The 24,304-nt window shown below is 63.8% G+C and carries 26 protein-coding genes; 11 read left to right on the top strand and 15 right to left on the bottom strand.

Annotated elements, in window-relative coordinates; genetic code table 11:
* Positions 1-46: 46 nt before the first annotated feature.
* From ATN38_RS04525 to purH, 3 genes are read left to right on the top strand one after another with little or no spacing between them, the layout of a single operon-like run.
* Positions 47-1,579 (top strand): DUF6350 family protein, encoded by a 1,533-nt coding sequence (locus ATN38_RS04525; RefSeq protein ID WP_218747627.1) that lies wholly within the window; start codon positions 47-49, stop codon positions 1,577-1,579.
* Positions 1,580-1,585: 6 nt separating this feature from the next.
* Positions 1,586-2,305 (top strand): phosphoribosylglycinamide formyltransferase, encoded by a 720-nt coding sequence (gene purN, locus ATN38_RS04520; RefSeq protein WP_134932150.1) that lies wholly within the window; start codon positions 1,586-1,588, stop codon positions 2,303-2,305.
* Positions 2,298-3,857 (top strand): bifunctional phosphoribosylaminoimidazolecarboxamide formyltransferase/IMP cyclohydrolase, encoded by a 1,560-nt coding sequence (gene purH / locus ATN38_RS04515; RefSeq protein ID WP_054832063.1) that lies wholly within the window; start codon positions 2,298-2,300, stop codon positions 3,855-3,857. Before purN ends, purH begins: the two co-directional genes overlap by 8 nt.
* A gap of 76 nt (positions 3,858-3,933) precedes the next feature.
* On the opposite strand, the gene ATN38_RS04510 is transcribed toward purH, so the two are convergent.
* The 3 genes from ATN38_RS04510 to ATN38_RS04500 all read right to left on the bottom strand — a co-directional run bounded on the left by ATN38_RS04510 (position 3,934) and on the right by ATN38_RS04500 (position 6,175).
* Positions 3,934-4,155, bottom strand: coding sequence for a hypothetical protein (locus tag ATN38_RS04510; protein WP_003946391.1), 222 nt, complete (start codon positions 4,153-4,155; stop codon positions 3,934-3,936).
* Positions 4,156-4,606: 451 nt separating this feature from the next.
* On the bottom strand, positions 4,607-5,575 hold the full coding sequence (locus ATN38_RS04505) for a S9 family peptidase (protein WP_007727595.1): 969 nt from the start codon (positions 5,573-5,575) through the stop codon (positions 4,607-4,609).
* 27 nt (positions 5,576-5,602) lie between these two features.
* Positions 5,603-6,175, bottom strand: coding sequence for a DUF4126 domain-containing protein (locus ATN38_RS04500; protein WP_218747626.1), 573 nt, complete (start codon positions 6,173-6,175; stop codon positions 5,603-5,605).
* A gap of 85 nt (positions 6,176-6,260) precedes the next feature.
* Between ATN38_RS04500 and ATN38_RS04495 the strand changes: the two genes are divergently transcribed.
* From ATN38_RS04495 to ATN38_RS04485, 3 genes are read left to right on the top strand one after another with little or no spacing between them, the layout of a single operon-like run.
* Entirely contained in the window at positions 6,261-6,677 is a 417-nt protein-coding gene (locus ATN38_RS04495; protein ID WP_007727590.1) for a VOC family protein, read from the top strand.
* A 54-nt stretch (positions 6,678-6,731) separates the two neighbouring features.
* Entirely contained in the window at positions 6,732-8,108 is a 1,377-nt protein-coding gene (locus ATN38_RS04490; RefSeq protein WP_102999408.1) for an ATP-binding protein, read from the top strand.
* Between the two features lie 9 nt (positions 8,109-8,117).
* Positions 8,118-10,055, top strand: coding sequence for a VWA domain-containing protein (locus tag ATN38_RS04485; protein ID WP_054826386.1), 1,938 nt, complete (start codon positions 8,118-8,120; stop codon positions 10,053-10,055).
* Positions 10,056-10,066: 11 nt separating this feature from the next.
* Here ATN38_RS04485 and ATN38_RS04480 read toward each other — a convergent pair whose 3' ends face one another.
* Positions 10,067-11,092, bottom strand: coding sequence for an agmatine/peptidylarginine deiminase (locus tag ATN38_RS04480; RefSeq protein ID WP_042921315.1), 1,026 nt, complete (start codon positions 11,090-11,092; stop codon positions 10,067-10,069).
* Positions 11,089-12,036 (bottom strand): nitrilase-related carbon-nitrogen hydrolase, encoded by a 948-nt coding sequence (locus ATN38_RS04475; protein ID WP_003946411.1) that lies wholly within the window; start codon positions 12,034-12,036, stop codon positions 11,089-11,091. The genes ATN38_RS04480 and ATN38_RS04475 overlap by 4 nt, the downstream gene beginning before the upstream one ends.
* Positions 12,037-12,185: 149 nt before the next feature.
* On the opposite strand from ATN38_RS04475, the gene ATN38_RS04470 reads away from it, so the two are divergent.
* Complete coding sequence (locus ATN38_RS04470) at positions 12,186-12,803, top strand: TetR/AcrR family transcriptional regulator C-terminal domain-containing protein (protein WP_064443903.1); 618 nt, start codon at positions 12,186-12,188, stop codon at positions 12,801-12,803.
* Here the strand turns inward: ATN38_RS04470 and ATN38_RS04465 are convergent.
* From ATN38_RS04465 to ATN38_RS04455, 3 genes are all read right to left on the bottom strand, one after another.
* A complete protein-coding gene (locus ATN38_RS04465; RefSeq protein WP_003946397.1) occupies positions 12,800-14,326 on the bottom strand; it encodes an APC family permease in 1,527 nt (508 codons plus the stop codon). The two genes, ATN38_RS04470 and ATN38_RS04465, sit on opposite strands and share 4 nt — an antisense overlap.
* On the bottom strand, positions 14,323-15,222 hold the full coding sequence (locus tag ATN38_RS04460) for a universal stress protein (protein WP_007727555.1): 900 nt from the start codon (positions 15,220-15,222) through the stop codon (positions 14,323-14,325). Before ATN38_RS04460 ends, ATN38_RS04465 begins: the two co-directional genes overlap by 4 nt.
* 90 nt (positions 15,223-15,312) lie before the next feature.
* A complete protein-coding gene (locus ATN38_RS04455; protein WP_003946421.1) occupies positions 15,313-16,743 on the bottom strand; it encodes a gamma-aminobutyraldehyde dehydrogenase in 1,431 nt (476 codons plus the stop codon).
* Positions 16,744-16,912: 169 nt separating this feature from the next.
* Here ATN38_RS04455 and ATN38_RS04450 point away from each other — a divergent pair, with 169 nt between their 5' ends.
* Positions 16,913-18,430: a PucR family transcriptional regulator gene (locus ATN38_RS04450; RefSeq protein ID WP_003946355.1), complete on the top strand. Its 1,518-nt coding sequence runs from the start codon at positions 16,913-16,915 to the stop codon at positions 18,428-18,430.
* 36 nt (positions 18,431-18,466) lie between these two features.
* On the opposite strand, the gene ATN38_RS04445 is transcribed toward ATN38_RS04450, so the two are convergent.
* The 7 genes from ATN38_RS04445 to rpmB all read right to left on the bottom strand — a co-directional run bounded on the left by ATN38_RS04445 (position 18,467) and on the right by rpmB (position 22,513).
* Positions 18,467-19,828 carry an NAD(P)/FAD-dependent oxidoreductase gene (locus tag ATN38_RS04445; RefSeq protein ID WP_218747625.1) on the bottom strand — a complete coding sequence of 454 codons (1,362 nt, stop codon included), beginning with the start codon at positions 19,826-19,828 and terminating at the stop codon, positions 18,467-18,469.
* A gap of 152 nt (positions 19,829-19,980) precedes the next feature.
* Positions 19,981-20,445, bottom strand: coding sequence for a hypothetical protein (locus tag ATN38_RS04440; protein WP_007727550.1), 465 nt, complete (start codon positions 20,443-20,445; stop codon positions 19,981-19,983).
* A 19-nt stretch (positions 20,446-20,464) separates the two neighbouring features.
* Complete coding sequence (locus ATN38_RS04435) at positions 20,465-21,403, bottom strand: AEC family transporter (protein ID WP_218747624.1); 939 nt, start codon at positions 21,401-21,403, stop codon at positions 20,465-20,467.
* Between the two features lie 129 nt (positions 21,404-21,532).
* A complete protein-coding gene (gene rpsR, locus ATN38_RS04430) occupies positions 21,533-21,790 on the bottom strand; it encodes a 30S ribosomal protein S18 (protein WP_003946414.1) in 258 nt (85 codons plus the stop codon).
* 9 nt (positions 21,791-21,799) lie between these two features.
* Positions 21,800-22,105 carry a 30S ribosomal protein S14 gene (gene rpsN, locus ATN38_RS04425; RefSeq protein ID WP_003946379.1) on the bottom strand — a complete coding sequence of 102 codons (306 nt, stop codon included), beginning with the start codon at positions 22,103-22,105 and terminating at the stop codon, positions 21,800-21,802.
* 2 nt (positions 22,106-22,107) lie between these two features.
* Entirely contained in the window at positions 22,108-22,272 is a 165-nt protein-coding gene (gene rpmG / locus ATN38_RS04420; protein ID WP_003946358.1) for a 50S ribosomal protein L33, read from the bottom strand.
* Between the two features lie 4 nt (positions 22,273-22,276).
* On the bottom strand, positions 22,277-22,513 hold the full coding sequence (gene rpmB / locus ATN38_RS04415; RefSeq protein ID WP_003946346.1) for a 50S ribosomal protein L28: 237 nt from the start codon (positions 22,511-22,513) through the stop codon (positions 22,277-22,279).
* A 104-nt stretch (positions 22,514-22,617) separates the two neighbouring features.
* Between rpmB and mrf the strand changes: the two genes are divergently transcribed.
* The 3 genes from mrf to rpmF are packed head-to-tail and all read left to right on the top strand — an operon-like array spanning position 22,618 to position 24,295.
* On the top strand, positions 22,618-23,871 hold the full coding sequence (gene mrf / locus ATN38_RS04410) for a ribosome hibernation factor-recruiting GTPase MRF (protein ID WP_083057010.1): 1,254 nt from the start codon (positions 22,618-22,620) through the stop codon (positions 23,869-23,871).
* The gene (locus ATN38_RS04405; RefSeq protein ID WP_019744731.1) at positions 23,868-24,122 is read left to right on the top strand and encodes a type B 50S ribosomal protein L31; all 255 of its coding nucleotides are present in this window, start codon (positions 23,868-23,870) and stop codon (positions 24,120-24,122) included. Before mrf ends, ATN38_RS04405 begins: the two co-directional genes overlap by 4 nt.
* Entirely contained in the window at positions 24,122-24,295 is a 174-nt protein-coding gene (rpmF, locus tag ATN38_RS04400; RefSeq protein WP_007727540.1) for a 50S ribosomal protein L32, read from the top strand. The genes ATN38_RS04405 and rpmF overlap by 1 nt, the downstream gene beginning before the upstream one ends.
* Positions 24,296-24,304 lie beyond the last annotated feature (9 nt).

Here is a 24,304-nt window from a genome sequence, read left to right as displayed (position 1 = left end):
GCGCGCCTGAGTGCGCGGCGCACTGTCGAGTGAAACCCTCGAGGGGATGAGTTCTTTGATTGATGGCACCCGGTCCCGTCCCACGTCCTCACGACCCGGACGTGGTCGTACTGGCAGCGGCCGCGTCGGCGGCGGTCGCCCGGGACCGAACCCGGACCTGGCGCGCAAGCTGCTGACCGTCGCCTTCCGACCGTCGGGCCTGACGATGCTGCTGATCGCGGCTGTCGTCGTGGTCACTTTGGTATCGGCGAGCAGCGACCTGACCGGAACCTTCGGCGCCATTGCCACCACCTGGTTGGTCATCCACCAGGTGCCGGCGACTATCAGCGGCGTCCAACTCGGTGTACTGCCATTGCTTCCGACGGCCGTCATGATGTGGGTGGTCGCACGCCGATGCGCGTCGACTGCGGTGCACACCGACTCCCGTGACGACACCCTCCGCCTGGTGGGGGCGGCGGTAGCCGGACCGTTGACTATCACGGCAATCGCTCTCGCCGTTGTCGCCGACGCCTCCGCGGCAATTCCGCTGTCGAGCCCCAACACGTTGGCCGCTTTCGGCTGGGTCGCCGGGATTCACCTGATCGCCGCGTCCGTCGGTGTTGCTGCTGCGCACTGGGATCGCGTCGTCGCCGAGATTCCGCCGTGGGCATCTGCCGCTGTTCGTCCGGCCGCGGCTGCGTCGGCAGCGCTGCTGGCTGCGGGCGCCGTGGCCGTTGTGGTGTCGCTACTCGTGTCGTGGTCGACGGTCGGTGACCTACTCGCACGCGGCAACGGGTTTGTCGGCGTACTGGGATTGACGGTGTTGTCGCTGCTCTACCTGCCGAACCTCGTGGTCGGTGCAGCCGCGGTGATGACGGGATCGACGGCCGATTTCGGAAACGTCTCCATCAGCGTGTTCGGCAACATCGGTGGAGATCTGCCACCCTTGCCCCTTCTCGGAGCGGTTCCGGAAGGCGTCGCCGGCGGAATCTGGCCGGTGCTGTTGATCGTTCCGGCTGCGGTGGGTGTGATGCTCGGCCGTGATTGCGCTCGACGCATCGCCGGGCAGGACAGTGTGCTCGCAGTGCTGACGGCAGCTGCCGGTGCCGGCGTCGTCATGGCTCTGCTTGCCCTTGCTGCGGGGGGAGACCTCGGGCAGTTCGGCACCGTCGAGGTCCTGTGGTGGGGCTTCGGTCTTCTGACTTTTGCGTGGCTGGGATTGTTCGGAACCGTCTCGGCGCTGTTCGCGATGTGGTTCTCACACCGCGGACACATGAAGGACGAGGTTGCGCCGCCGACGGCTGAACCGGCTCGAGCATCCGAGCCCGAACTTGCGATCACGGCCGCGGCCACAACGGATGGCGAGGACGACGAAAACGCCGACGAAGTGCTCGCCCAGGAATCTGCGGTGGTAGTGACCAAGGTCGTCGAAGCCGAAATTGTCGAGGAATCAGGCGAACCCGTGCAGGTAGTGAAAGAGGAAACCGTCGAGATCGAAGTAGTCGACGCGGAGGTTGTCGCGGCACCCGAGGCGGACCCCACAGCCGGGGCGGAGCCGGAGACCGACCTGCCCTCGAAGCCGCAGGAGTCCAGCGACTAGGCTGTCATGCGGCCGATACTCCGGCCGCATCATCTTCCAGTTCTCAGGAGTAGTGCGCTGACTGCCTCGGCCGACAATCCGCAGCCGACAATGCCCGACAGGGTCCAATTTCGCGACTCTGTCGCGCGGGTAGTCGTACTCGCTTCCGGCACTGGAACCCTGCTGACTTCGCTGATCGACGCTTCGCATGCCGAGGGATACCCCGCCGAGATCGTTGCCGTCGGTGTAGATCGTGACTGCCTCGCCGCCGAGCACGCTGCGGATTCGAAGATCCCGTCCTTCAAGGTCTCGATCAAGACCTACGAAAATCGTGCCGCCTGGGACGAGGCGCTGACAGCAGCAGTGGCCGAGTACGAACCCGATCTCGTGGTCAGCGCAGGCTTCATGAAAATCCTCGGCCCCAGCTTTCTCGCGCGTTTCGGCGGCCGAATCATCAACACTCATCCCGCGTTGCTGCCTGCCTTTCCCGGCGCGCACGCGGTTCCCGACGCTCTGGCGTACGGCGTGAAGGTCACCGGTTCCACGGTGCATCTCGTCGACGGCGGAGTTGATACCGGGCCGATCTTGGCGCAGGAAGCTGTGCCGGTGCATGACGACGACACCGAGTCTTCGTTGCATGAACGCATCAAAATTGTGGAGCGACGGTTGTTGGCGGACGTCATCGCCGCTGTTGCTACGCGCGGAGTGGTTTCCGATGGACGAAAGGCCGTGATCCCCAGTGAGTGAACGCAAGGCTGTGCGCCGTGCACTTGTCAGCGTCTACGACAAGAGTGGTCTGATCGAGCTGGCCACGGGCCTGCACGAGGCCGGTGTCGAGTTGGTCTCGACCGGTTCGACCGCGTCGAAGATCGCCGACGCCGGAATCCCCGTGACCCCGGTCGAGGCTCTGACCGGATTCCCGGAATGCCTCGAAGGCCGTGTGAAGACGCTGCATCCGCGCGTCCACGCCGGCGTTCTCGCCGATACCCGCAAGCCGGATCACCTCGCTCAGCTCGAGGAACTCGGCATCGCGACCTTCGAATTGGTTGTCGTGAACCTGTACCCCTTCACCAAGACGGTTGCCTCGGGCGCTAGCCCGGACGAGTGCGTCGAGCAGATCGACATCGGCGGCCCGTCGATGGTGCGTGCTGCAGCCAAGAACCATCCGTCGGTTGCCGTCGTGGTCGATCCGGCTCGGTACGCCGACGTCCTGACTGCCGTTGCCGGTGGCGGATTCACCTTGCGTGAGCGCACTGTGCTTGCAGCGCAGGCTTTCCAGCACACTGCGTCGTACGACGTCGCGGTTGCGAGCTGGATGACGAGCACGATCGCAGCTGACGAGGACGGTTCGCTGTTCCCGGCCTGGGTCGGTGCGACCTGGAACCGCAGCGCTGTTCTTCGCTACGGCGAGAACCCGCACCAGGACGCTGCGCTGTACGAAAACCCGGCTGCGCCTGCAGGTTTGGCTCAGGCGGAGCAGTTGCACGGCAAGGAGATGTCGTACAACAACTACACGGACTCCGACGCAGCGTGGCGCGCAGCGTACGACTTCACTGATCCGGCCGTCGCAATCATCAAGCACGCCAACCCGTGTGGCATCGCCATCGGCACCGACATCGCCGACGCCCACCGCAAGGCGCATGCATGCGATCCGGTCAGTGCTTTCGGTGGTGTGATCGCTGCCAACCGCGAGGTCACCGTCGAACTGGCCGAGCAGATCGCCGACATCTTCACCGAGGTCGTCATCGCGCCCTCGTACGAAGACGGAGCTGTCGAGGTTCTGCAGCGTAAGAAGAACATTCGTGTTCTGAAGGCAGCCGCTCCGACCGCTACCGGAATCGAACTGCGTCCGATCTCCGGCGGTACCTTGCTCCAGCAGCGCGACGTCCTGGACGCCGACGGCGACAACCCGGCCAACTGGACCCTCGCCAACGGTGAGGCTGCCGATGCCGAGACTCTCGCTGACCTCGAATTTGCTTGGCGCGCCAGCCGTTCGGTGAAGTCCAACGCGATCCTGCTGGCCTCCGGCGGTGCCTCTGTCGGCGTCGGCATGGGCCAGGTCAACCGCGTCGACGCAGCGCATCTGGCTGTTCAGCGAGCCGGTGACCGCGTCGTAGGTTCGGTTGCAGCTTCGGACGCGTTCTTCCCGTTCCCTGACGGTCTGCAGGTGCTGCTCAACGCCGGCGTCAAGGCTGTTGTGCAGCCGGGTGGTTCGGTTCGCGACAACGAAGTGATTGCCGCAGCCAAGGAAGCCGGTGTCACTCTCTATCTGACCGGTGCGCGCCACTTCGCGCACTGACTCCTACGTCGGTAGCGGGCCTCGACTCCTCAACGGGAGTTCGGGGCCCGTTCTGCATTCAGGCCGCCCGGGTCTTTCAGGCGGCGCTGCTGTGGGTGCCCTGGAGTTCGCGCGGTGAGCCGGTGATGACGACGCGTGAGGCTCCGCGACTGCGGATCTCGCTGATCAATGCGCCGAGGGTAGCTTCGTGGGCCGCATCGGAGTGTGAAAGATCCAGGGTGACGGCGTATCCGGTGAGGTCACCGGGCAGATCGACATACGGCGGCGCGATGGACAGTTGGTTGACTCGAAGTTTCATGTGGTGCTCCTGCGTGTGAAAGGTAAAAGAAAAGGCACCCGAGGCGTTTGCCCTGGGTGCCCGAGAACGAATCCGGTGAAACTGGGGATCATTCTCGGGGTACACCGCGCTTGTTGCCCATGTGCTTGGCCGACATTGCGGCCGAAAAAATGTGCTTGTCTGCGGTGCAGCTGCGCCACGAAGGTACGGATACGACGTGCGGGTGTAGCGACATGATGTCCGTTCCTTTCTGTGTGGCGTTGCTGGTTAATGGATGACCGTACAGCACGGATCGAGGGTTCGCACCAATAAAAAGCGCCGCGAACGTAAACTCCGGGTGACTTCTGTCCCCAGGTTCGCTGGATTGAAAGAGTCTTCATTGCAGGTCAGGCGTAGAAAGCAGAATTCCCTCCGCGATGGTTCGCGGAGGGAACTTTCTACCTGAAAAAGAGGACGTTCGGTCTGTGCGTGATCAGGAGAACGAACGGACCCACGCTGTGAAGGGCTCCGAGAACTCTGCCGAGTACGGAAGCGGCGCGACGTAGTCGGCACCGGTGGACTGTTCGTCGCCGATGTCCTTGAGTACGAAGTTGGCGTTGCGCATCCGCACGGAAGTCAGCGCTGTATGTGAGAGCGCGGCGTCGAGTGCCGCGACATCGGCGGGAATGACTTGGATGTCCTTGTCCGAGCAGCTCGTGAGAACGGGCATGCCCGCCGGTAGCGCCGCCACGAGCGCAACCGGGTCCAATGCGTCTTCCTCGGCGAGTGCCTTGGCATTGGCGTGTACGAGTCCCGCATTCTGCAGCGGCTCGGGCAGGTCATCCGGAACAGTGCCCTCGGATCGCAGCGACTCGACGGCATCGGCGAGCGCGACGCGCAGTTCGTCAGCCAGTTCGACCGGCAACTGACCGGCGCCGACGACCGCATCGAGCTGGCGGTGAATCTGCGTCGTGAGTAGATCGAGAAGTCTGACGCTCAGTGGCTCGAGCAGTGCGAGGGCACTGACTCTGGCGCCCTCCTTCGCGGTGGCGAGAGCCAGTGCGACTACGGCGCCGTCGCTGTGTCCGACCACGAACAAGCGCTCGGGATCGACACCGGGTTGCCCGGCGAGGTAGTCCAGTCCGTCGGAGGCGGCGTCGACAAAAGTGTTGAAGCCGAGATCGGCGATGTCCTCGATCTCGTAGTCGCCGAGGGCGGTTTCGCCACTGCCGAGCTTGTCGTAACGCAGGCTTGAAATCCCTTGATTTTCAAGAAGATCCGCGATGAACCGCAGAGTTCCGATGTCGCCTTCGAGGAGGGCGCTGTCGCCGTTGCGATCGGTGGGGCCGCTGCCGGCCAGAATCAGCGCGGCCGGGGCAGGGGCGTCGGGTGAGGCGGCCAGGCGAAGACTCCCGTACAGGGTGACGTCGCCGGATTGGAACGAGATCTCGGTGTCGGACATGACGACTTGTCTACCAGGTCGGTGCGGTCAGGCGGTGCGCAGACTCCGGACACGACGCCAGCCACGCCAGCTGAACCACAAGAGCGCGGCGAGCAGGGGAATGATCAGGAGCGGCAAGATCATCGCGATCAAGGAAGTGAAGAAAGTCAGCACATCCTCGATGACGGAGACGACGAGATTCGCCAGTCCACCGGTAGTGGCCGTACTGACCGCGCGCGTGCCGGTCTGGGCGGCGCTGAATGTCAACGCCGTCGGCGCTCCGACGATGATGCCCGCCAACGCGGCAATCGCAGGGTCGAGGTGGCTGAAGGCCGCCCAGGCCGCGATCACTCCGGCGATAGGTCCGGTGACGTTCCCGATCACCGAGAGTGCGTTGTCCACGAACGGAATGAGGTCGGCACCCAGTTCGACCACCGCGGCGATTGCCAATGCGACCAGCGCGCCGGTCGATCCGATCCACCGCATCGACTCGCCGACGGTGATCCCGAACAGTTCGAAGTGGACGGCAGCGCTGAGCATCAGCAGCGGCAGGAAGGTTCTCATTCCGGACGCTGCGGCGAGTCCGAGGCCGAGCATGGCCGGCAACACCCAGGTATCCATGGGTGGAGTTTAGGTCTACTGTGCGCCTTTATTAACCGCCGGCGGTTAATAAAGGCGCACAGCAAAGTCTCGGAAAGGACCTTTCATGGCGACAAACCCGCAGCCGATGTTCTTCCTCAACCTGCCCGTCAAGGACCTCGGCAAGGCCACCACCTTCTACGAGGGCCTCGGATACTCCAAGAACACGCAGTTCTCCGACGAGAATGCGTCGTCGATGGTCATCAGTGACACCATCGTCGTGATGCTTTTGGCCGAGCCCTTCTTCAAGACCTTCACCACCAAGGGCATCGCCGACACCTCGACGTCGACGGAAGCGCTGCTCGGTCTCTCGGCCGAGACCCGTGAGGCCGTCGACGCCCTCGTCGACAAGGCGCTCGCGACCGGCGGTTCCGAGGGAAACGCGACGCAGGATCACGGCTTCATGTACAGCCGCAGCTTCCAGGATCCCGATGGCCACATCTGGGAAATCATCTGGATGAATCCCGAGAACATCGAGGGCTGAGCGACCGAACTTGCTCGGCGAGAGGCGAAACCCCGAAAACACTCGTAGCGTGGAGTGGTGACTGTCGCAAAAACCCTCGGAGAGCTACGCGCCTCCGGACACGTACAGCGAAGTGTCAAGGAAGAACTACGAGAGAATCTTCTCGCCGCGTTGCGGGATGGCCGTGACCCCTGGCCCGGGATAGTCGGGTTCGAGGACACGGTCGCCCCGCAACTCGAGCGGGCGCTGATCGCCGGCCACGACGTGGTTCTGCTCGGCGAACGAGGTCAGGGAAAGACGAGGCTGCTTCGCACTCTCGGGCTCCTGCTCGACGAGTGGACGCCCGTCATCGAAGGCTCGGAACTGGGGGAGCACCCGTACGAGCCGATCACCCCGGCTTCGATACGTCGAGCCAAGGAGCTGGGCGACGACCTCCCGATCGCCTGGCGCCACCGCAGCGAGCGGTACTCCGAGAAGTTGGCGACGCCGGATACCTCGGTCGCCGACCTGATCGGCGACGTCGATCCGGTCAAGGTTGCCGAAGGCCGGAGCCTCGGCGATCCGGAGACCATTCACTTCGGCCTCGTGCCTCGCGCGCATCGCGGAATCGTGGCCATCAACGAGCTTCCCGACCTCGCCGAACGCATCCAGGTCTCGTTGCTCAACGTGATGGAAGAGCGGGACATCCAGGTCCGCGGGTACACGCTTCGGCTTCCGTTGGACGTTCTTCTGGTCGCGAGCGCCAACCCCGAGGACTACACCAACCGCGGGCGCATCATCACACCACTCAAGGACCGCTTCGGCGCCGAGATCCGTACTCACTACCCCGTCGAGTTGGCGGGCGAGATCGCGGTGATCGAGCAGGAGGCGCACCTGGCCGCGGAGGTGCCCGACTACCTTCTCGAAATTCTTGCCAGATTCACTCGCCTGCTCCGCGAATCCACCTCGGTGGATCAGCGATCGGGTGTGTCGGCACGCTTTGCCGTCGCCGGCGCGGAAACCGTCAGTGCCGCCGCGGTACGACGGGCAGCGGTGCTCGGCGAAGCCGATCCTGTTGCACGGCCCGTCGATCTCGAGTCCGTGGTCGAGGTTCTTCGCGGCAAGGTCGAGTTCGAATCCGGTGAAGAGGGACGGGAACTGGAGGTGCTCGAGCACCTGCTGCGTCGCGCGACCGCCGATACGGTTCGGGTACGTCTCGGCGGGATCGACCTGGGGATGCTGGTTGCTGCGGTGGAGATGGGCAACACGATCGTCACCGGTGAATCTGTCACGGCCAAGGCATTTCTCGACGAGCTTCCGGACCTCGAGGTCCTGGACGAAGTAGCCGAACGTCTCGGTGCGCAATCCGACGGCGAGCGTGCCGCCGGTGCCGAACTTGCCCTCGAAGGGCTTTACCTCGCGCGCCGGATCTCCAAAGATCAAGGCCCGGGCGGCCGCTCGGTGTATTCGTAAGGGGCAGTGATGATCCACAATCCGCGGTATGGGCCTTACGACGGTGGTCCCGATCCGCTGGCGCCTCCCGTGGATCTGCGCGAGGCCCTGGCAGCAATCGGCGACGACGTGTTGTCGGGCACGTCGCCGCGCCATGCCCTCCGAGAGCTCCTGCGCCGAGGCAACCGGGACATGCGCGGGCTCGACGACCTTGCCGCCCAGGCGAACCGGCGTCGACGCGAGTTGCTGCGCCGCAACAATCTCGACGGAACTCTCGACGAGGTTCGCAAGCTTCTCGACAAGGCGGTGCTCGAAGAGCGCAAAGAACTGGCACGTGCTCTCGACGACGACGCACGATTCAACGAAATGCGGATCGAGGAGTTACCGCCGTCGACAGCTCAGGCCGTGCAAGATCTGGCCGACTACAACTGGCGCAGCGAACAGGCTCGCGCGGATTACGAGAAGATTCGTGATCTGCTCGGACGTGAGGTCCTCGATCAACGCTTCTCAGGAATGAAGCAGGCACTCGAGGGCGCTACCGACGAGGATCGTGAGCAGATTCGCCAGATGCTGGCAGATCTGAATCAACTGCTCGACGCGCACTCTCGGGGTGTCGACACTGCGGAGCAGTTCGCGGAGTTCATGGACAAGCACGGGCAGTATTTCCCGGACAACCCGCGCAACGTCGACGAACTTCTGGATTCGTTGGCGCAGCGCGCGGCGGCCGCACAACGATTGCGTAACTCGCTCTCGCAGGAGCAGCGTGACGAGTTGGATGCGTTGGCGCAGCAGGCGTTCGGCGATCCGAGCCTGATGAGTGAGCTGAGTCAACTCGACCAGTTCCTTCAGGCGGCTCGGCCGGGTGAGGACTGGGAAGGTTCGCAACAGTTCCGCGGCGACAACGGAATGGGGTTGGGTGAGGGGACCGGTGCCCTGCAGGACATCGCCGAGCTGGAATCCTTGGCGGATCAACTGTCGCAGCAATACGCGGGCGCGGCGCTCGACGACATCGACCCCGAGCTACTCGCGCGGCAACTCGGCGACGAAGCCGCCGCTGATGCTCGCACCCTGGCCGATCTCGAAAAGGCTTTGCAGGAACAGGGTTTCTTCGATCGTGCACCGGATGGTCAATGGCGCTTGTCGCCCAAAGCCATGCGACAGCTCGGACAGACTGCTCTGCGCGATGTCGCCGGGCAACTGTCGTCACGAACCGGTCAACGCGATACGCGTCGGGCCGGTGCGATGGGTGAACCGACCGGAGCGTCCCGCGAATGGGAATTCGGGGACACGGAACCGTGGGACGTCACGAGAACCATCACCAACGCCGTCCTGCGTGACCCGGGCCGAATGCCGGTGCGGCTGAGCGTCGTCGATGTCGAGGTGGCCGAAACCGAACAGCGCAGTCAGGCTGCGGTTGCTCTCCTGGTGGACACGTCGTTCTCGATGGTGATGGAGGATCGCTGGGTGCCGATGAAGCGCACCGCTCTGGCACTCAATCATCTGGTGAGTACGCGATTTCGCAGCGACGAACTCCAGTTGATCGCCTTCGGACGCCACGCGCACGTGCTGAGCCCGTCGGAGCTCGCTGGTTTGGACGGCGCGTGGGACCAGGGAACCAACCTGCACCACGCACTGTTGTTGGCGGCCAGGCATCTTCGACGCCACTCCAACGCACAGCCGGTGGTACTGATCGTCACCGACGGTGAGCCGACGGCTCATCTCGAAGCGGACGGAGAAGCCAGGTTCGACTACCCGCCGAGTGCGCGAACCCTCGGTTTGACGGTTCGAGCACTCGACGCGGTGGCCAGGCTGGGCGCCAAGGTCACGTTCTTCCGCCTCGGCGAGGATCCAGGTCTGGCCAGGGTGGTCGACCGGATGGCGCACCGTGTGGGTGGACGCGTCATCGCGCCGGACCTGGACGGCCTCGGCGCCGCGGTCGTGAGTGACTACATGCGAGGTCGCCGCTAATTCTGCCGCCGTCAGTCTTGTTCAGCGGGCTGGTGCTGGGTGATGCAGTGGATGCCGCCGCCACGTTCGAACAGCGGTCTGGCGTCGACGGTGACGACGGTGCGCCCGGGGTAGGCGGCCGCAAGGATCCGGGCCGCTTCGGCGTCGGCCGGATCGTCGAAGCTGCAGGCGATCACTCCGCGATTGACCACGAGATGGTTGATGTAGCTGTAGTCGACGAATCCCTCGTCGTCGCGCAGGATCTCGGGCGCAGGTACCCGAATGACCTTCCACGGCCGACCGCCGACGTCCGTCGAGCTTTCGAACAACTCGATGATCGTCTTGCTGACGGCGTAGTCGGGGTGCACCGGATTGCGTTGGTCATGGACGAGTACAACTCCGGGGGAAGAGATGGCAGCGACGATGTCGACGTGTCCGCGCGTTCCGTACGTCTCCTGATCGCGAGTCAATCCGCGGGGAAGCCAGATCACGTGCTTGGCGCCGATGGTGCGGGCGAGTTCGGCCTCGATGTCGGCCTTCGTCAGGTCGGGGTTTCGTCCCGGATCGAGTTGGACGGTGTCGGTGACCAAGACGGTGCCGAGACCGTCGACCGCAATACCGCCGCCCTCGTTGACGATTGGTGAGTCGATCAACTGGGCACCGGATTGTTCGACGACAAATGCGCCGATCTTCGAGTCCTTGTCCCACTGCGCCCAATCCTGTGCACCCCAGCCGTTGAACACCCAGTCAACTCCGCCGAGACGGCCTTCGTCGGACAGGACGAACGTCGGTCCGATGTCGCGCATCCACGCGTCGTTGAGAGGTGCCTCGACGATGTCGACCTTCTCGGACAGGTACTTTCGTGCTTCTTCGACTTCGGCGGGATCGACGACGACGGTGACCGGCTCGAATTCGGCGACGGCGTGGGCGACGGCCGCCCACGTCGAGCGCGCTTCGTGCTGCTCTTCCGCAGTGTCCCCGAGAGAGTATCCGGCGCTCGGGTACGCCATCCAGGTACGTTCGTGCGGCTCACTTTCCGCGGGCATGCGCCAGGTCATCGGTTCGCTCCTGCAGTGTTCACCGGTGCGGTCAGGGCCGAGTAGGTGTCGGGTCGGCGAGTGGCCAGGAACGGGAACAGCGCAAGCCAGTCTTCACGGTGCTGCAGGTCGAGATCTGCGACCAGGACGGCTGATTCGTCGCGCGGAGCCTGAACGAGGATGCGTCCGTACGGGTCCGAGATGAACGACGAACCGTAGAAGGTGATGAGACCTTCACTGCCGTGGCGATTGGGGACAACCATGAAAGTGCCGTTGGCGACACCGTTTCCGACGATCACTTGCTGCCACAGCGGTTGGGTGTCGAAGTTCGGGTGATCGGGTTCCGAGCCGATCGCCGTCGGGTACACCAGGACCTGGGCACCGGCGAGGGAGTATGCACGTGCGACCTCGGGGAACCACTCGTCCCAGCATGTCGGGAGTCCGAACTTGGCGCCGAGTGCCTCGTGAACGGGGTATGCGTCCTCGGACGGACCGCCGCGAAAGTACGTGTCCTCGTAGTACCCGGCCGTCACCGGAATGTGGAGCTTGCGGGTACGACCGAGAAGTTCACCCCCGGGCGAGACCAGGATCGCGGTGTTGAAGCCCAGGCCGTCCTCGGCGTCGCTGCGCTCGTACAACGACGCGTGAACGAGAACCTGGTTCTCCGCGGCGGCCTTGGTGGCGAAGGCGAAAGTGGGTCCGGTGAGCAGGTCTTCCGCCGCGCGTCCGGGATTGTCGCCGGCCGGGGTGGAGGCGGGGTAGCGGCTGAGCGTCAGCTCCGGAAGAAAGACCACGGAAGCGCCCAGCTTCGCTGCGGACGCAATGCCTTCGCTCAATTCAGCGTGGAGGTCGTCTTGGTCCTCGTGCCAGCGATGTTGGACGAGACCTACACGCAGAGGGGTGGACGTGGACGGCGAAGTCGCGGCCGGTGACTCGGGTGGGGTGAGGGCGGTGATCGTCAGCATGGGGTTTCCTCGGTGCTCGGGTATTCGACGTTCAACGTAAAACGAATGTGATTCGTTAAGTATGGTGGGTGAGCGCTGATTGATCAAGGACTTTCGAGGAATTGTTTTTTGCAGCGCCCCGAACGGTGTGGATCACTACAGGAGGACATATGCCGCGGCCATCGCAACGACTGCTCTCACCGGCGATCATCACCGAGGCAGCGATCGAGTCGGTGGACGAATCCGGCGACTTCACCATGCCGGGACTCGCCGCAAGACTGAAGGTTCGACCGTCCTCGCTCTACAACCACGTTTCCGGACGAGCCGAGATCGTCGAACTGATGAGGGCTCAGCTGATGGCAGGAATCGACGTCGAGTCGGCCTCGGGGACCTGGAGTGAGACCGTCGCGGCGCTGGCAGCCGAGTACCGGCGAAGCTACGCCGCGCATCCTCGTCTGATTCCGCTCTTCACGGCCCAGACGGTGCAGGCCGGTGTGGCGTTCACTCTGTACAACGCATTGGCGCAGGCATTTGACGATGGTGGCTTCGACCCGACCGAAACACTGCACGCGATCACGACCGTCGACAGTTTTGTTCTCGGTTCGGCCTTGGACCTGGCGGCGCCGGACGTCCAGTGGGCGTCGGGACCCGAAGCCAACGACGCGATGAAGGCGGCGTTGGCAACATCCGGGAAAAATCCCGAACGTGCCGACGCCGCCTTCGAATTCGGCTTGCGCGTATTGATGGCGGGCCTGATCGCTCAGGCCCCCGAACCTACTGTCTCCTAAGACACGCTGAGGTCGTTCTCGTCGCGCAGAGCCTCCGTGTCGCGGTTGAGGGTCTTGCCCTCGAAGAACTCGGGATTGCGCACTCGCATGACCATCATCAGTACCGCGCCGAGGATGAGGATTCCGAAGCCGAGGAAGAAGACCAGGCCGATTCCGCCGATGGATGCTCCGCTGGCATTGTCCGGATTCATACTCTCCTGGACCGAAATGACGAACACCGCAAGCAGCATGAGACCACCGATGAGTGGGAACGCGAGCCGGAAGACGAAGTTTCGTACGCTCTCGAAAAGCGTCTTGCGGAAGTACCACACGCACGCGAATGCGGTGATGCCGTAGTACCAGCAGATCATGATGCCGAGTGCGGCGATCGTGTCGAGCAGAGCACTTTCGGACAGGAACGTGACGACGCTGTAGAACACTGCGGTTACCGCGCCTGCCACGACGGTCGCGTACGACGGCACCAGGAACCGAGGCGAGACCTCGGCGAGCTTCTTGGGGAAAGCTCCGTATGCACCCATGGCGAGCATGGTTCGTGCCGCGGGCAGGAACGTGGTCTGCAGGCTGGCGACTGAAGAGACGAAGACCGCGAGGAACAGAAGCATTCCGCCCCAGTTGCCCAGGACCGGGTCGGCCAGAGCGCCGAAGACGTTCTCGGAGTTGTCGGGATTGCCGAGGCCGAGGCCTTCCTCGCCGACGCCGGCGTACATCATCGCGGCAACGGCGACCAGCAGGTAGGTAAGGAGAATGGTTGCGACACAGAGCAAACCGGCGCGGCCGGGGGTCTTCTTGGGGTTCTTCGACTCCTCGCCCAGCGTGAGACAGGTATCCCAGCCCCAGAACGCGAAGATCGATCCGGTGAGTCCGATGACAAACGCACCGATGGCGAGCCCGCTGAACGGGTTGAACCAACTCAGGTCGAAGGACAATCCGGCCGGGGCGTCGCCGGCGCCGACGTGAACCAGTGCAACGACGGCGAAGACGACCAGCAGCACCATCTGGAAGCCGACGAGCGCGAACTGTACGCGCTCGCTGGTGGTGATTCCCCGACTGGCAATCCAGGTGGCCAACGCGATGAACACCAGCGTGGTGCCGACGTTGACGAATTTATTGCCCGGCAGATCGGCGATGGAGGGATTGTCGGCCACCCGCGCGATGAACAGATAGAAGAAGTCGACGGCAATCGCAGCGAGGTTCGAGAGCACGATGATGGTGGCGATCACCATGCCCCAGCCGCACATCCAGCCGACGTACGGTCCGAATGCCTTGGTGGACCACGTGAATGACGCTCCGCAGTCAGGAGTGTCGGAGTTCAGTTCGCGGTACGCGTACGCGGTGAGGAACATCGGGATGAAGCCGGCGATGAAGATGGCGGGCATCTTGAGACCGACCGCAGCGACGATCAATCCGATGCTGGCCGTCAGGGTGTAACCCGGTGCCACGGAGGAGATTCCGAGCACCGCGCCGGAGATCATGCCGATCTTGCCGGTGGCGAGGCCTTTGGAACTCAGTTCGGTGCTGGTCATGACAGTGCCTCCGGCTGGGTGAATTCGTGCTTGGGCACTACGACCATGGGAACGGGCAGCACGCGCAGCATCTTGGCGGCGGTCGAGCCCAGGAACAGTTTGCGGGGCTGCGCGAGACGGCTGGAACCGACCATCACGAGGTCGCCGTCCTGCCAGTCCAGTTGACGCACTGCCGATTCCACGGTAGATCCGTCGGCAATGATGACCTCGATGGGGAACTCCGCGGGGAGCGCGGCTCTTGCGACGTCGAGTGTGTCCTGAGCGTGATTTCGTGCACGCTCCCTGGCCGACTCGGCGGTGTCGCGATGATCGCGCAGATCGTTCTGGGGGTCGAGCGCTACCAGTGAGACCAGTCGCAACGGAACCTGCATCAGTTCGCTGGCGCGCACGGCGGTGTTCAAGACGATGTCGGCGCCGACACGGGTGCCGAGTGCACAGGTGACCTCTCGTATCGCAGTGGCCGCCGAGTGCCGCGTTCCGCGAGGCGCCAGCGCTACCGGGACATGGGCGGAGTGAAGCAGTTCGGTCGAGACCGAACCGATCGCGTGACGGCCGAGCAGACCGTCGCCGGAAGCTCCCACCACGATCGCGAGCGCATTCAGTCGGTCCACTTCGTCGAGCAGGCCCTGAGCGAACGACTCGTGGAAGCTCAGGTGTACTTCCACCTGGATGTCCTCGGGCACCGACGCTTTCGCCTCGGCGAGCCAGTCGTGTGCACGCGCGGCGAGGATGTCGTCGTAGCCGGCTTCGGAGGGAACCTTGGCGGGCAGTGTCCGATCCGGTGGGAGGACCATGCAGATGTCGAGTTGCGCGCCGAGACTGCGCGCGAGCTGGGCCCCGAGGACCAGCCCGTCTTTACCGCTGGGTGTGGCGAGGTATCCGACGATAAGGCGCATGGTGGCTCTTTTCCGGATTGGAGGAATCTGCTGTGCGCCTTTATTAACCGCGGGGGGTTGATAAAGGCGCACAGCAGGAGGGGCGGCGACTCAGTCGTGCGAACTCATGACGTGCTTGAGACGGGTGTAGTCCTCGACTCCGTAGGCCGAGAGATCCTTGCCGTAACCGGAATACTTGAAGCCGCCGTGCGGCATTTCGGCGACGAGCGGGATGTGGCAGTTGATCCACACCGCACCGAAGTCGAGAGCAGCGGAGACGCGTTGCGTGACACCGTGATCCTTGGTCCAGATGCTCGAGGCCAGGCCGAACCGAACGTCGTTGGCAAGCGTGATCGCCTCCTTCTCGTCGGAGAAGCTCTGGACTGTGAGGATAGGACCGAAAGTCTCTTCCTGCACGATGTCGTCCGATTGCGCGACGCCGGTGATGACGGTCGGCTCGAAGAAGAATCCGGTTTCGCCCGAACGCTTTCCGCCGGTAACGATCTTGGCCGACGCCGGCAGGTTCGCGATCTTGTCGCTCACGGCGTTGAAGTGATTGATGTTGTTGAGCGGGCCGTAGAAGGCATCAGGATCGGAAGGCGCTCCGGGGCGCAGCTTCTCGGCGTTCCGGACGAGGGCTTCGACGAGCTGATCGTGGATGGACTCGTGAACGATCACGCGAGTGGCCGCGGTGCAATCCTGGCCGCCGTTGAAGAACGCTGCCTCGGCGATGCCGGTGGCGGTCTTCTCGATGTCGACGTCGCCGAAGACGATCGCCGGCGCTTTGCCGCCCAGTTCGAGGTGCGCGCGCTTGAGCTGCTGTGCTGCGGACACGGCGACAGCGATGCCTGCCCGCACCGAACCGGTGATCGAGACGAGACCGAGGGCCGGGTTCTCCACCAACGTCGCGCCGGTTCCGCCGTTGCCGAGCACGACGTTGAACACGCCGTCCGGCAGGATGCCCTTCGAGAGCTTCGCCAGGACCAGCGTGCTGCCCGGTGTGGTGTCGCTGGGCTTGAGGACGATCGTGTTGCCGGCCGCGAGGGCGGGCCCGATCTTCCACAGCGCCATCATGAACGGGTAGTTCCAGGGCGTGACCTGACCGACGACGCCGATCGGCTCACGACGGACGTAGGAGGTGAAACCCTCCATGTACTCTCCGGCCGCCTTGCCCTCGAGAAGTCGTGCGGCTCCGGCGAAGAACCGCATCTGATCGGCTCCGACCTTGACCTCTTCGTCGGCGATCATCTGATGAGCCTGGCCGGTGTTGGCGCTTTCGGCTGCGACGATTTCGTCGCTGTGCGCTTCGATGGCGTCGGCGAGCTTGAGGAGTGCAGCCTGCCGCACGCTCGGCGTCGTCTTGCCCCAGGTCTCGAATGCTCTCTGTGCGGCTTCGACGGCGGCGTCGACGTCTTCCTTCGTGGAGACCGGCGTACGCCCGACCACACTCTCGTCCACGGGGTTGATCAGGTCGAGTGTTTCCGTCGCGGCTGAGGCGACGAATTCACCGTTGATGTAGTTCTCGAGTACGACGATCGACATCGGTACCGGTTCCTCTCGAGGTCGAACGAGTTCCGGCCGAGGTGATCAGCACGGAACTCGCACTTTGTGGGGCGTGTGTGAGCAAGTGTGCGCTGACTCACAAGTAAAGGCAGCTGCCAAAAAGGTGAAATCTTTGATCCCCGACGCACCGAGTTGTACAGTCCTGCCCATGACGATCGCTGTGCGGTGGATGTTGGCGCAGCCGGATCTCGCGCTGGAACTCAAAGGTGGCGCCCAGGGTGTCGGTCGCGAAATCACATTCGCGCACGCCACGGAGTTGCTCGACCCGTTTCGATGGTTGACCGGCGGCGAATTCATCCTCACCACCGGCATCCGATTGCCGTCCACTCAGCAAAAGCGCGGCCGCTATCTCCGGATGCTCGACGCGGCGGGAGTGGCGGCGGTGGGATTCGGAACCGGGCTCTCGTACCCCGAGGTCCCGGCCGATCTGGTGGCCGTCGCCGACGAGATCGGACTCCCGCTGATCGAGGTGCCGCTGCCGACGCCTTTTGCTGCCGTCGTCAAGCGTGTGATGAGCCGGTTGGCAGAGCAGGAATATGAAGCTGTCCTCCGGGCGTCGCGGGCGCAACCGCGGATGACGCGTGCCGTCATTTCCGGCGGAACGGCTGCGACCGTGCGTGAACTGGCGATCGCGACTTCGGCGACGGTGCTTCTTCTCGACGTCGCCGGAAGAGTTCTCGAGAGCTCACCTCAACTGCCGACGGACGACGTGATCGACGAACTGCGAGCAACTCTCGGGGGCGGTGCCTCTAGTAGCGTGACGCTCGCAAGGTCTGGAGCGTCGATCGCGGTGCAGCAGATCAGCGTCGGGCGAACGCCGTACGGATACCTGGCGGTGATCAGTGCTTCGGCGCTCAGCTACGTCGATCAGATACTGCTCGGTCACGCGAACTCGTTGTTGGCGTTGGACTTCGAGAAACCCGCGCGTCTGCGTGCTACTCAGGATCAGTTGAATTCGCACGCCCTCGGGCTGCTGCTCACCGAGGATCGCGACCCGGCGCCGGCGTGGCAACAGATCAGGCAGGCCGCCGACGGTGAGGGAATGATCCGAGGATTGACAGTTCTTGCCGACACGTCCGACGTAGCGGGACGCGTCGGAGCCGAGATTGCCGAGTTCATGAACAAGGCGGGGCGGCAGTTGTTCTCGCGGATCAACGACACTCGCGTCACGGTGCTGCTGCGTGGAACCGACGACGTCGAGTTCGCCCGAGAGTTGCTCGGCGGGGTATCGAGGTCGGATCTTCGCGCGCTTCGTGTCGGCTTGAGCGCGCGACGGGTGGTCGCTGCGCTGGCGGTCGCCGTCGAACAGTCCCAGCTGTGTGCGTCGGCGGCCGAAATCGGTGGCGAGCCTTTGGAATTCGCAGCTCTGACCGGAAGTGTGCTGCTGTCTTTCGATTCGACGCGTGAAGTGCTCAACACGCTGGCGGAAACGATGATCACACCGATCGAGGACTACGACCGTGACAACGGCACCGAACTGCTGGCGTCGCTGCGGGCATTTCTCGAGGCCAACGGACACTGGGAAGCGGCCGCCATCACGATGGGCGTTCACCGGCACACACTGCGGAGCCGAATGGCGAAGGTGGAGAGCCTGATCGACTGTCGGCTGGAAGTGGCCAGGGTTCGGGCCGAACTACTGCTCTCGATCATTGCCCGGCAATCGTGACTGCCGGGCAATGATCGAGACTTGGCAAAGCGGCCGTCAGGCCTTGCTGCGAGCGATGATGTCGGCTGCGGTTCGCTGACCCATCCGAACGGCACCGTCGACGTGCTGGTACCCCTCGGCCGCAATGTCGGAGCACGAGAAGTGAATCGGGCCGACGGGCGTGCGGGAATCCGCGCCGTAGCGGTGCAGGCCTCCGAGGTCGAAGCTCGCTGCGTACGCACCGCGGGTCCATTCCTCCGAGCCCCAGTCGGATTCGTAGTACACAACCGGCTCTTCGGCCTTCGGGCCGAGATAGCGGGCAAGTGAGGCCAGAATCGTGGCCTTACGCTCCTCGACGGAAAGCTCGAACATCGCGTCGGCCTTCTCGTCGGAGACGAAAGCGACCAGGGTGCCGCGATCGTCCTCGTGGTTGGTGTTGTCGTACACCTCCTGCACTACCTCGGACGCGCCGAAGCCGGTGCCGGAGAGGCCGTCTTCGCGCCAGAAAGGCGTCTCGTACACCGCGTGAACCTTGATGACGAGGCCGAGGGACTGGTGCTGGTGCATCTGGTGCTGACGACGCGGCAGCGGGGGATCGTACGAGATCCGGGAGTAGAGGTTGGGCGGTACGGCCAGGATCACTCGGCTTGCCTCGACGCGAACATCGCCGTCCGCCAACACCGTTGCACCGGATTCGTTCCACTGCACCGTACGCACGGGTGCGTTGAGGAAGACGTCGTCGCCGAGGGCCTCTGCCATGCGGATCGATACCTGCTGCATTCCGCCGATCACTCGCTTGTCGAGGATGAAGTCCTCGTCGACGAGATGGGAGAACGAGCCTGCGGAAGCGGCCATGAGTACGGCCTGCAGGGCAGAGAACGAGTGGGCGGGCTTGGTGAGCATGCCACCGGCGATGAAGAGACCGATGTTGTCACGTGCCTCGGCGTCGTCGGACTGATTGATCAGCCACTGCTTGAAGGAGACTGTGTCGAGATCGCGGGCGAGGGGATGTGCCCACGGTTCCTCGGCGCCGATCTGCGCTGCGAGATCGTCCATCTCGTCGATGAGACGGTCCATCTCCTTCTTCGTGGTGTCGTTCGTGGGGAAGGAATCGCCCGTGTACTGCGTCCGCTCACCTGCCGACGAGATGTAGACGGACTCGCCCTCGCGGTAGCGCTCGAAAGTTTTCAGGCCGAGTTCGTCGAGCAAGGAGATCAGCGCGGTCTGGTCGGGGGAGACCCACTGGCCGCCGATTTCCAGAACTGCTCCGTCGATGGTGTCGGTCCACGTGCGGCCGCCGACGCGGTCGCGCGCTTCGATCACAGCGACGGTCAAACCGGCCTTGCGCAGCGCGGTTGCAGCTGCCAGGCCAGAGGGGCCGGCGCCGACGATTGCAACGTCTCTCTGGAGATTAGGCACTTGCGAGCTCCTTCATGTTGAGCACCGCTCGAGTCGAAAGCTGCCGACGAGCGAGTGAACGGGTGTCGGTTTTCAGTCTGTCCCGAGGAGACGCACACCACACCTGACGAAACGGCGTGTTCGATCGTCGAACTTGTGCCGTTTAGGCGCGGCTAGCCGTTGATGACGTGACGATCGCCGAGCGGTCGGCTCAGCGGGACATCCAAGCTGCCGAACACGGCAACCAGAATGCACATCTTGTCCGCGGCCTCGGGCAGTGCCCCGGTTCGGAGCGTGACGATCACCGTCGTATCGGTCTCTTCGACGGTTGCGTACGCGCCGTAGCACTCCGGAGTGCCGGTCACGAAGTGGACGGCCACCGTGTGATCGTCGACCTCGGACCACGATTCGAACATCGTGGCCGTCGCACCCACGATGTCGGTGCGGCTGTCGAACTCCGTGCCCATCTCGCTGTCGTCGACCTCGTCGGGAACGGGGGTTCCGAGCGACCAGTCGGCGGGACTTGCTTCGTTGGCCGCCATCGGATTCGGTGCGGCAACCGGCCCCGTGGTCTGGGCCCCGACGGAGCATCCGGCCACAGCAAGGCAGGCCAGAACGGCGAGGGTTAGTACACGCATGAAAACACCGTAACCCTGCTCAAGCGAGTAGCGCTGTGACCAGCGCAATTGCGGGAATTGACGCCAAAGTGGTGACAAAGGCACTGTCTCGGGCGAGGACCATTCCGCGCCGATAGCGGCTTGCGTAGATGAAGACGTTCTGCGCCGTCGGCAACGTCGAGACGACCACGATGGCGAACAACTGATGACCGTCGATGCCGAGGAGGAAATGCGCCATCAGATAGGCCAGCACAGGTTGGACCACGATCTTGAGCGTCGACGCCAGCGCGACGTCGCGGCGTGGACTCGAGCCCTTCTCCAGCACCCGCACGCCGTAGAGCGAGAGCCCGAATGCCAACAGCGCACCGGGTACGGACGTCGCGCCGATCAATTCGAAAGGCTGCATCAGCGGCCGGGGCGGTACCCAACCGATCAACGCGACGATCAACCCCGCAGCGCCCGCGAGCACGATCGGATTCTTGAACGGGGCGGTGATGGTGTCGATCAACGAGAGCTTCTCGGCATCCGCGCCGCGAAGGGCCGTCAGATCGAGGATCGTCAAGGCGATCGGGGAGTACACGACGATCTGAAAGAGCAGGAGCGGCGCGACGAACGTGGCATCGCCGAGCACGAACACCGCGATCGGGATTCCGAGGTTGGCCGAATTCACGTACGAAGCCGACAGCGCGCCGATGGTCAGTTCGGGTAGCGGCCGGTTGAGCCAGATCTTTGCGACGACGACGTACAGAGCGCCGACGGCAAAGGCAGTAGCCGACGCAACGGCGAGCGTCGGCGAGAAGATCACCGAAAGATCGGACGACGCGAGGGTGGTGAACAGCAGGGCAGGCGTCGCGACGAAGAAGACGAGTCGACCGAGAACGAACTGTCCTTGGCTACCGAGGGTGCCGAGACGGCCGAGGAGATACCCGACCGCGATGACAACAAAAATTACGGTGAAACCCGCAACAACTCCCGACACGCTGCGGGCACCTCTCGACTGGAATGAATAACTTCGGGAAATCTTAGTCCGGGCAACAAAAAGGCCGCGCAGTCGAGTGACTGCGCGACCTCTTCGGTACTTCTACGTGTGACTACCGAGCACGTATGACTACCGTGCGGCGGTGAAGGGGAGCAACGCCATTTCGCGTGCGTTCTTCACTGCAACGGCGACCTGACGCTGCTGCTGCGGGGTCAGGCCCGTGACGCGACGGCTGCGGATCTTGCCGCGGTCCGAGATGAACGTGCGAAGCAAGTTGATGTCCTTGTAATCGACATGCGTGATCTTCGCTGCGAACAACGGGTTCTTCTTGGGCTTACGACCCTCTACGGGGCGTGGCTTCTTCGACGGTGAACGCTTGACTGCCATCCGACTTCCTTACCAGCTCGACTTGTGTACGCCAGGCAGTTCCCCACGGTGCGCCATTTCTCGCACGCGAATCCGGGAGAGCCCGAACTTCCGCAGGTGGCCGCGCGGACGTCCATCCGCAGCGTCTCGATTGCGCAATCGTACCGGACTGGCGTCGCGTGGTAGACGTTGCAGGGTCGCTTGGGCCTTCGCGCGCTCCTCTGCCGAGCTTTTCGGGGAGCGGATCGTCTCCTTGAGAGCGGACCGCTGCTCCGCGTACCGCTCGACGACGACCCGTCGCTGGTTGTTCTTCGCGATCTTCGACTTCTTGGCCATGCCTACTTCTCTTCTCGGAAATCGACGTGCTTTCGCAGCACCGGGTCGTACTTCTTCAGTACGAGTCGATCGGGGTCGTTACGACGGTTCTTGCGGGTCACGTACGTGTACCCGGTGCCCGCGGTGGACTTGAGTTTCACGATCGGGCGGATCTCGTTGCGTGCCATCTGCTCAGACCTTCTCGCCGCGCGCGCGGATCCGGGCGACGACGGATTCGATGCCGTCGCGGTCGATCGTCTTGATGCCCTTGGTCGAGAGCGTGAGTGTGATGCGACGCCCCTCGCTGGGCAGGAGGTAGGTCTTGCGCTGGATGTTCGGGTTCCAGCGACGGTTCGAACGCTTGTGAGAGTGCGAGACGGATTTTCCGAACCCCGGCACACGTCCGGTCACTTGGCAGTGAGCCGACATGGGTGTTCCTTTCAACTTGCAGATGACAATCATTTTCGACAATGCGGTGAGATCAATGTACCGTTCAACCTCGGTAATGACAATCATTCCCAGAAAGGCCCGCTGTGAACACGATCTTGGACGGCAGGACTCCGCTGGTCCTGGTCGCCGGCATGAGCGAATCCACCCCACACACCGCACGAGCGTTGCTGCGAACCGGAACTGTTCTGGTCCACCACGACCTGAGCCACGTCCGTGAAGGGGTGGTCCGGCGGACGGTCACCTCGATGACCGGGAGTGCCGGGTCTGCCGGCACTGTGTCCGAGCGCGAGACGATCCTCGAGCTCGCGCACGGCTGCGTCTCCTGCACCCTGCGCGAAGACTTGCTGCCGCTCCTGCGCCGGCTTCACTCGCACAGTTCTGTGCAGCGGATCGTGTTGCTGTTGGACCGCCAACTCGAGCCCGAGGCGCTGTGCTGGGCGATCGAGCACGTCGTCGTGACCGGCGTCGTCGGCCAACTGGACGGACCGGCGCAGCGGGACGTCCGCGTCGACGCCGTCGTGACGTGCATCGACGCGGCGACCTGGCTGGCAGACGCCACCGGCGACGAAGCTCTCGACGACGACCGCACCCTGGCTCAGGTCGTCGTCGGGCAGGTCGACTTCGCCGACGCGCTCGTCCTACGCGGGTCCGATGCGCTCGACGGCTGGCAGCGGTCCCGCTTGAACGCGGTTCTCGCGCGCATCGCTCCACGGGTACCCGTCTTCGATGAGGGAGACGACATCGAGGCACTGCTCCTCGAGGTGCCTGCGGATGCGCGACGCGGTGAACTGGCCGACGCTCACTCACCGTTGCTGCGTCGCCAGCCGCCGCTCGACGACGACGGCGGAGTGATGCTGGTCGAGTTCACCGCGAACCGGCCGTTTCACCCCGGGCGTCTGCACGAGGCGATCGACGTCCTGCTCGAAGGCGTCGTGTACTCCCGGGGGCGCGTCTGGGTGGCGACGCAACCGGGTGAAGCGCTCTGGCTCGAATCGGCCGGCGGTGGCTTGCGGGTTGCGAGCGCAGACACCTGGCTGGCCGCGATGACGCCGGAGCAACGAGAGCGCGTTCCGGCCGAGCGCCGTGCCCTCGCGGCTCTGAAATGGGACGAGCGTTTCGGTGATCGCGACACCTCGATGGTCGTTCTGACCTGCGGTGCGAACCCGCTCGAGATCGACCGAACACTGCAGCACGCCTTGGTCACCGACGACGAATTGGCGGACGAAGCGTCGTGGGCAACGTGGGAAGACCCGTTCGGCGAGTTTCACGAAGACCCGTGTGACGAATCCGAATCACCTTATGCCGAAACCGAATCAACGCGAGAGGGAAACGAATGAAGAAGCAGATGCACCCCGACTACCACCCGGTGGTGTTCCAGGACGCCAGCACCGGCAAGAGCTTCCTGACCCGATCGACCGTGACGAGTGACCGCACCGTCGAATGGGAAGACGGCGGCACGTACCCGCTGCTGGTCGTCGATGTCACGAGCGACTCGCACCCGTTCTGGACCGGAGCGCAACGCGTGATGGACACTGCAGGACGCGTCGAGAAGTTCGAGCGTCGCTACGGAAAGCGCAAGGCACTCTGATGGCTGTTCCCAAGCGGAAGATGTCCCGTTCCAACACGCGCAGCCGTCGTGCCCAGTGGAAGGCGACGGCGCCCGATCTGGTCGAGGTCACGGCCTTCGGCCAGACCCACCGGGTGCCTCGGCGACTGGTCAAAGCAGTTCGGCTCGGGGTGATCGACCCGAGCCGCATCTGACCGTGCGAT

The organism is Rhodococcus sp. FH8 (genome assembly GCF_019266085.1).
GTDB lineage: Bacteria > Actinomycetota > Actinomycetes > Mycobacteriales > Mycobacteriaceae > Rhodococcus_F > Rhodococcus_F qingshengii.
Note: the sequence above shows the minus strand (reverse complement) of the source record. Positions and strands in the feature narration are given on the sequence as shown.

Excerpts from the sequence above, each read along its gene's own strand:
- ATN38_RS04525 (WP_218747627.1), top strand. The coding sequence starts at position 47 with ATGAGTTCTTTGATTGATGGCACCCGGTCCCGTCCCACGTCCTCACGA.
- purN (WP_134932150.1), top strand. The coding sequence starts at position 1,586 with ATGCGGCCGATACTCCGGCCGCATCATCTTCCAGTTCTCAGGAGTAGT.
- ATN38_RS04510 (WP_003946391.1), bottom strand. The coding sequence starts at position 4,155 with ATGAAACTTCGAGTCAACCAACTGTCCATCGCGCCGCCGTATGTCGAT.
- ATN38_RS04505 (WP_007727595.1), bottom strand. The coding sequence starts at position 5,575 with ATGTCCGACACCGAGATCTCGTTCCAATCCGGCGACGTCACCCTGTAC.
- ATN38_RS04500 (WP_218747626.1), bottom strand. The coding sequence starts at position 6,175 with ATGGATACCTGGGTGTTGCCGGCCATGCTCGGCCTCGGACTCGCCGCA.
- ATN38_RS04495 (WP_007727590.1), top strand. The coding sequence starts at position 6,261 with ATGGCGACAAACCCGCAGCCGATGTTCTTCCTCAACCTGCCCGTCAAG.
- ATN38_RS04485 (WP_054826386.1), top strand. The coding sequence starts at position 8,118 with ATGATCCACAATCCGCGGTATGGGCCTTACGACGGTGGTCCCGATCCG.
- ATN38_RS04480 (WP_042921315.1), bottom strand. The coding sequence starts at position 11,092 with ATGACCTGGCGCATGCCCGCGGAAAGTGAGCCGCACGAACGTACCTGG.
- ATN38_RS04475 (WP_003946411.1), bottom strand. The coding sequence starts at position 12,036 with ATGCTGACGATCACCGCCCTCACCCCACCCGAGTCACCGGCCGCGACT.
- ATN38_RS04470 (WP_064443903.1), top strand. The coding sequence starts at position 12,186 with ATGCCGCGGCCATCGCAACGACTGCTCTCACCGGCGATCATCACCGAG.
- ATN38_RS04465 (WP_003946397.1), bottom strand. The coding sequence starts at position 14,326 with ATGACCAGCACCGAACTGAGTTCCAAAGGCCTCGCCACCGGCAAGATC.
- ATN38_RS04460 (WP_007727555.1), bottom strand. The coding sequence starts at position 15,222 with ATGCGCCTTATCGTCGGATACCTCGCCACACCCAGCGGTAAAGACGGG.
- ATN38_RS04455 (WP_003946421.1), bottom strand. The coding sequence starts at position 16,743 with ATGTCGATCGTCGTACTCGAGAACTACATCAACGGTGAATTCGTCGCC.
- ATN38_RS04450 (WP_003946355.1), top strand. The coding sequence starts at position 16,913 with ATGACGATCGCTGTGCGGTGGATGTTGGCGCAGCCGGATCTCGCGCTG.
- ATN38_RS04440 (WP_007727550.1), bottom strand. The coding sequence starts at position 20,445 with ATGCGTGTACTAACCCTCGCCGTTCTGGCCTGCCTTGCTGTGGCCGGA.
- rpsR (WP_003946414.1), bottom strand. The coding sequence starts at position 21,790 with ATGGCAGTCAAGCGTTCACCGTCGAAGAAGCCACGCCCCGTAGAGGGT.
- rpsN (WP_003946379.1), bottom strand. The coding sequence starts at position 22,105 with ATGGCCAAGAAGTCGAAGATCGCGAAGAACAACCAGCGACGGGTCGTC.
- rpmG (WP_003946358.1), bottom strand. The coding sequence starts at position 22,272 with ATGGCACGCAACGAGATCCGCCCGATCGTGAAACTCAAGTCCACCGCG.
- rpmB (WP_003946346.1), bottom strand. The coding sequence starts at position 22,513 with ATGTCGGCTCACTGCCAAGTGACCGGACGTGTGCCGGGGTTCGGAAAA.
- ATN38_RS04405 (WP_019744731.1), top strand. The coding sequence starts at position 23,868 with ATGAAGAAGCAGATGCACCCCGACTACCACCCGGTGGTGTTCCAGGAC.
- rpmF (WP_007727540.1), top strand. The coding sequence starts at position 24,122 with ATGGCTGTTCCCAAGCGGAAGATGTCCCGTTCCAACACGCGCAGCCGT.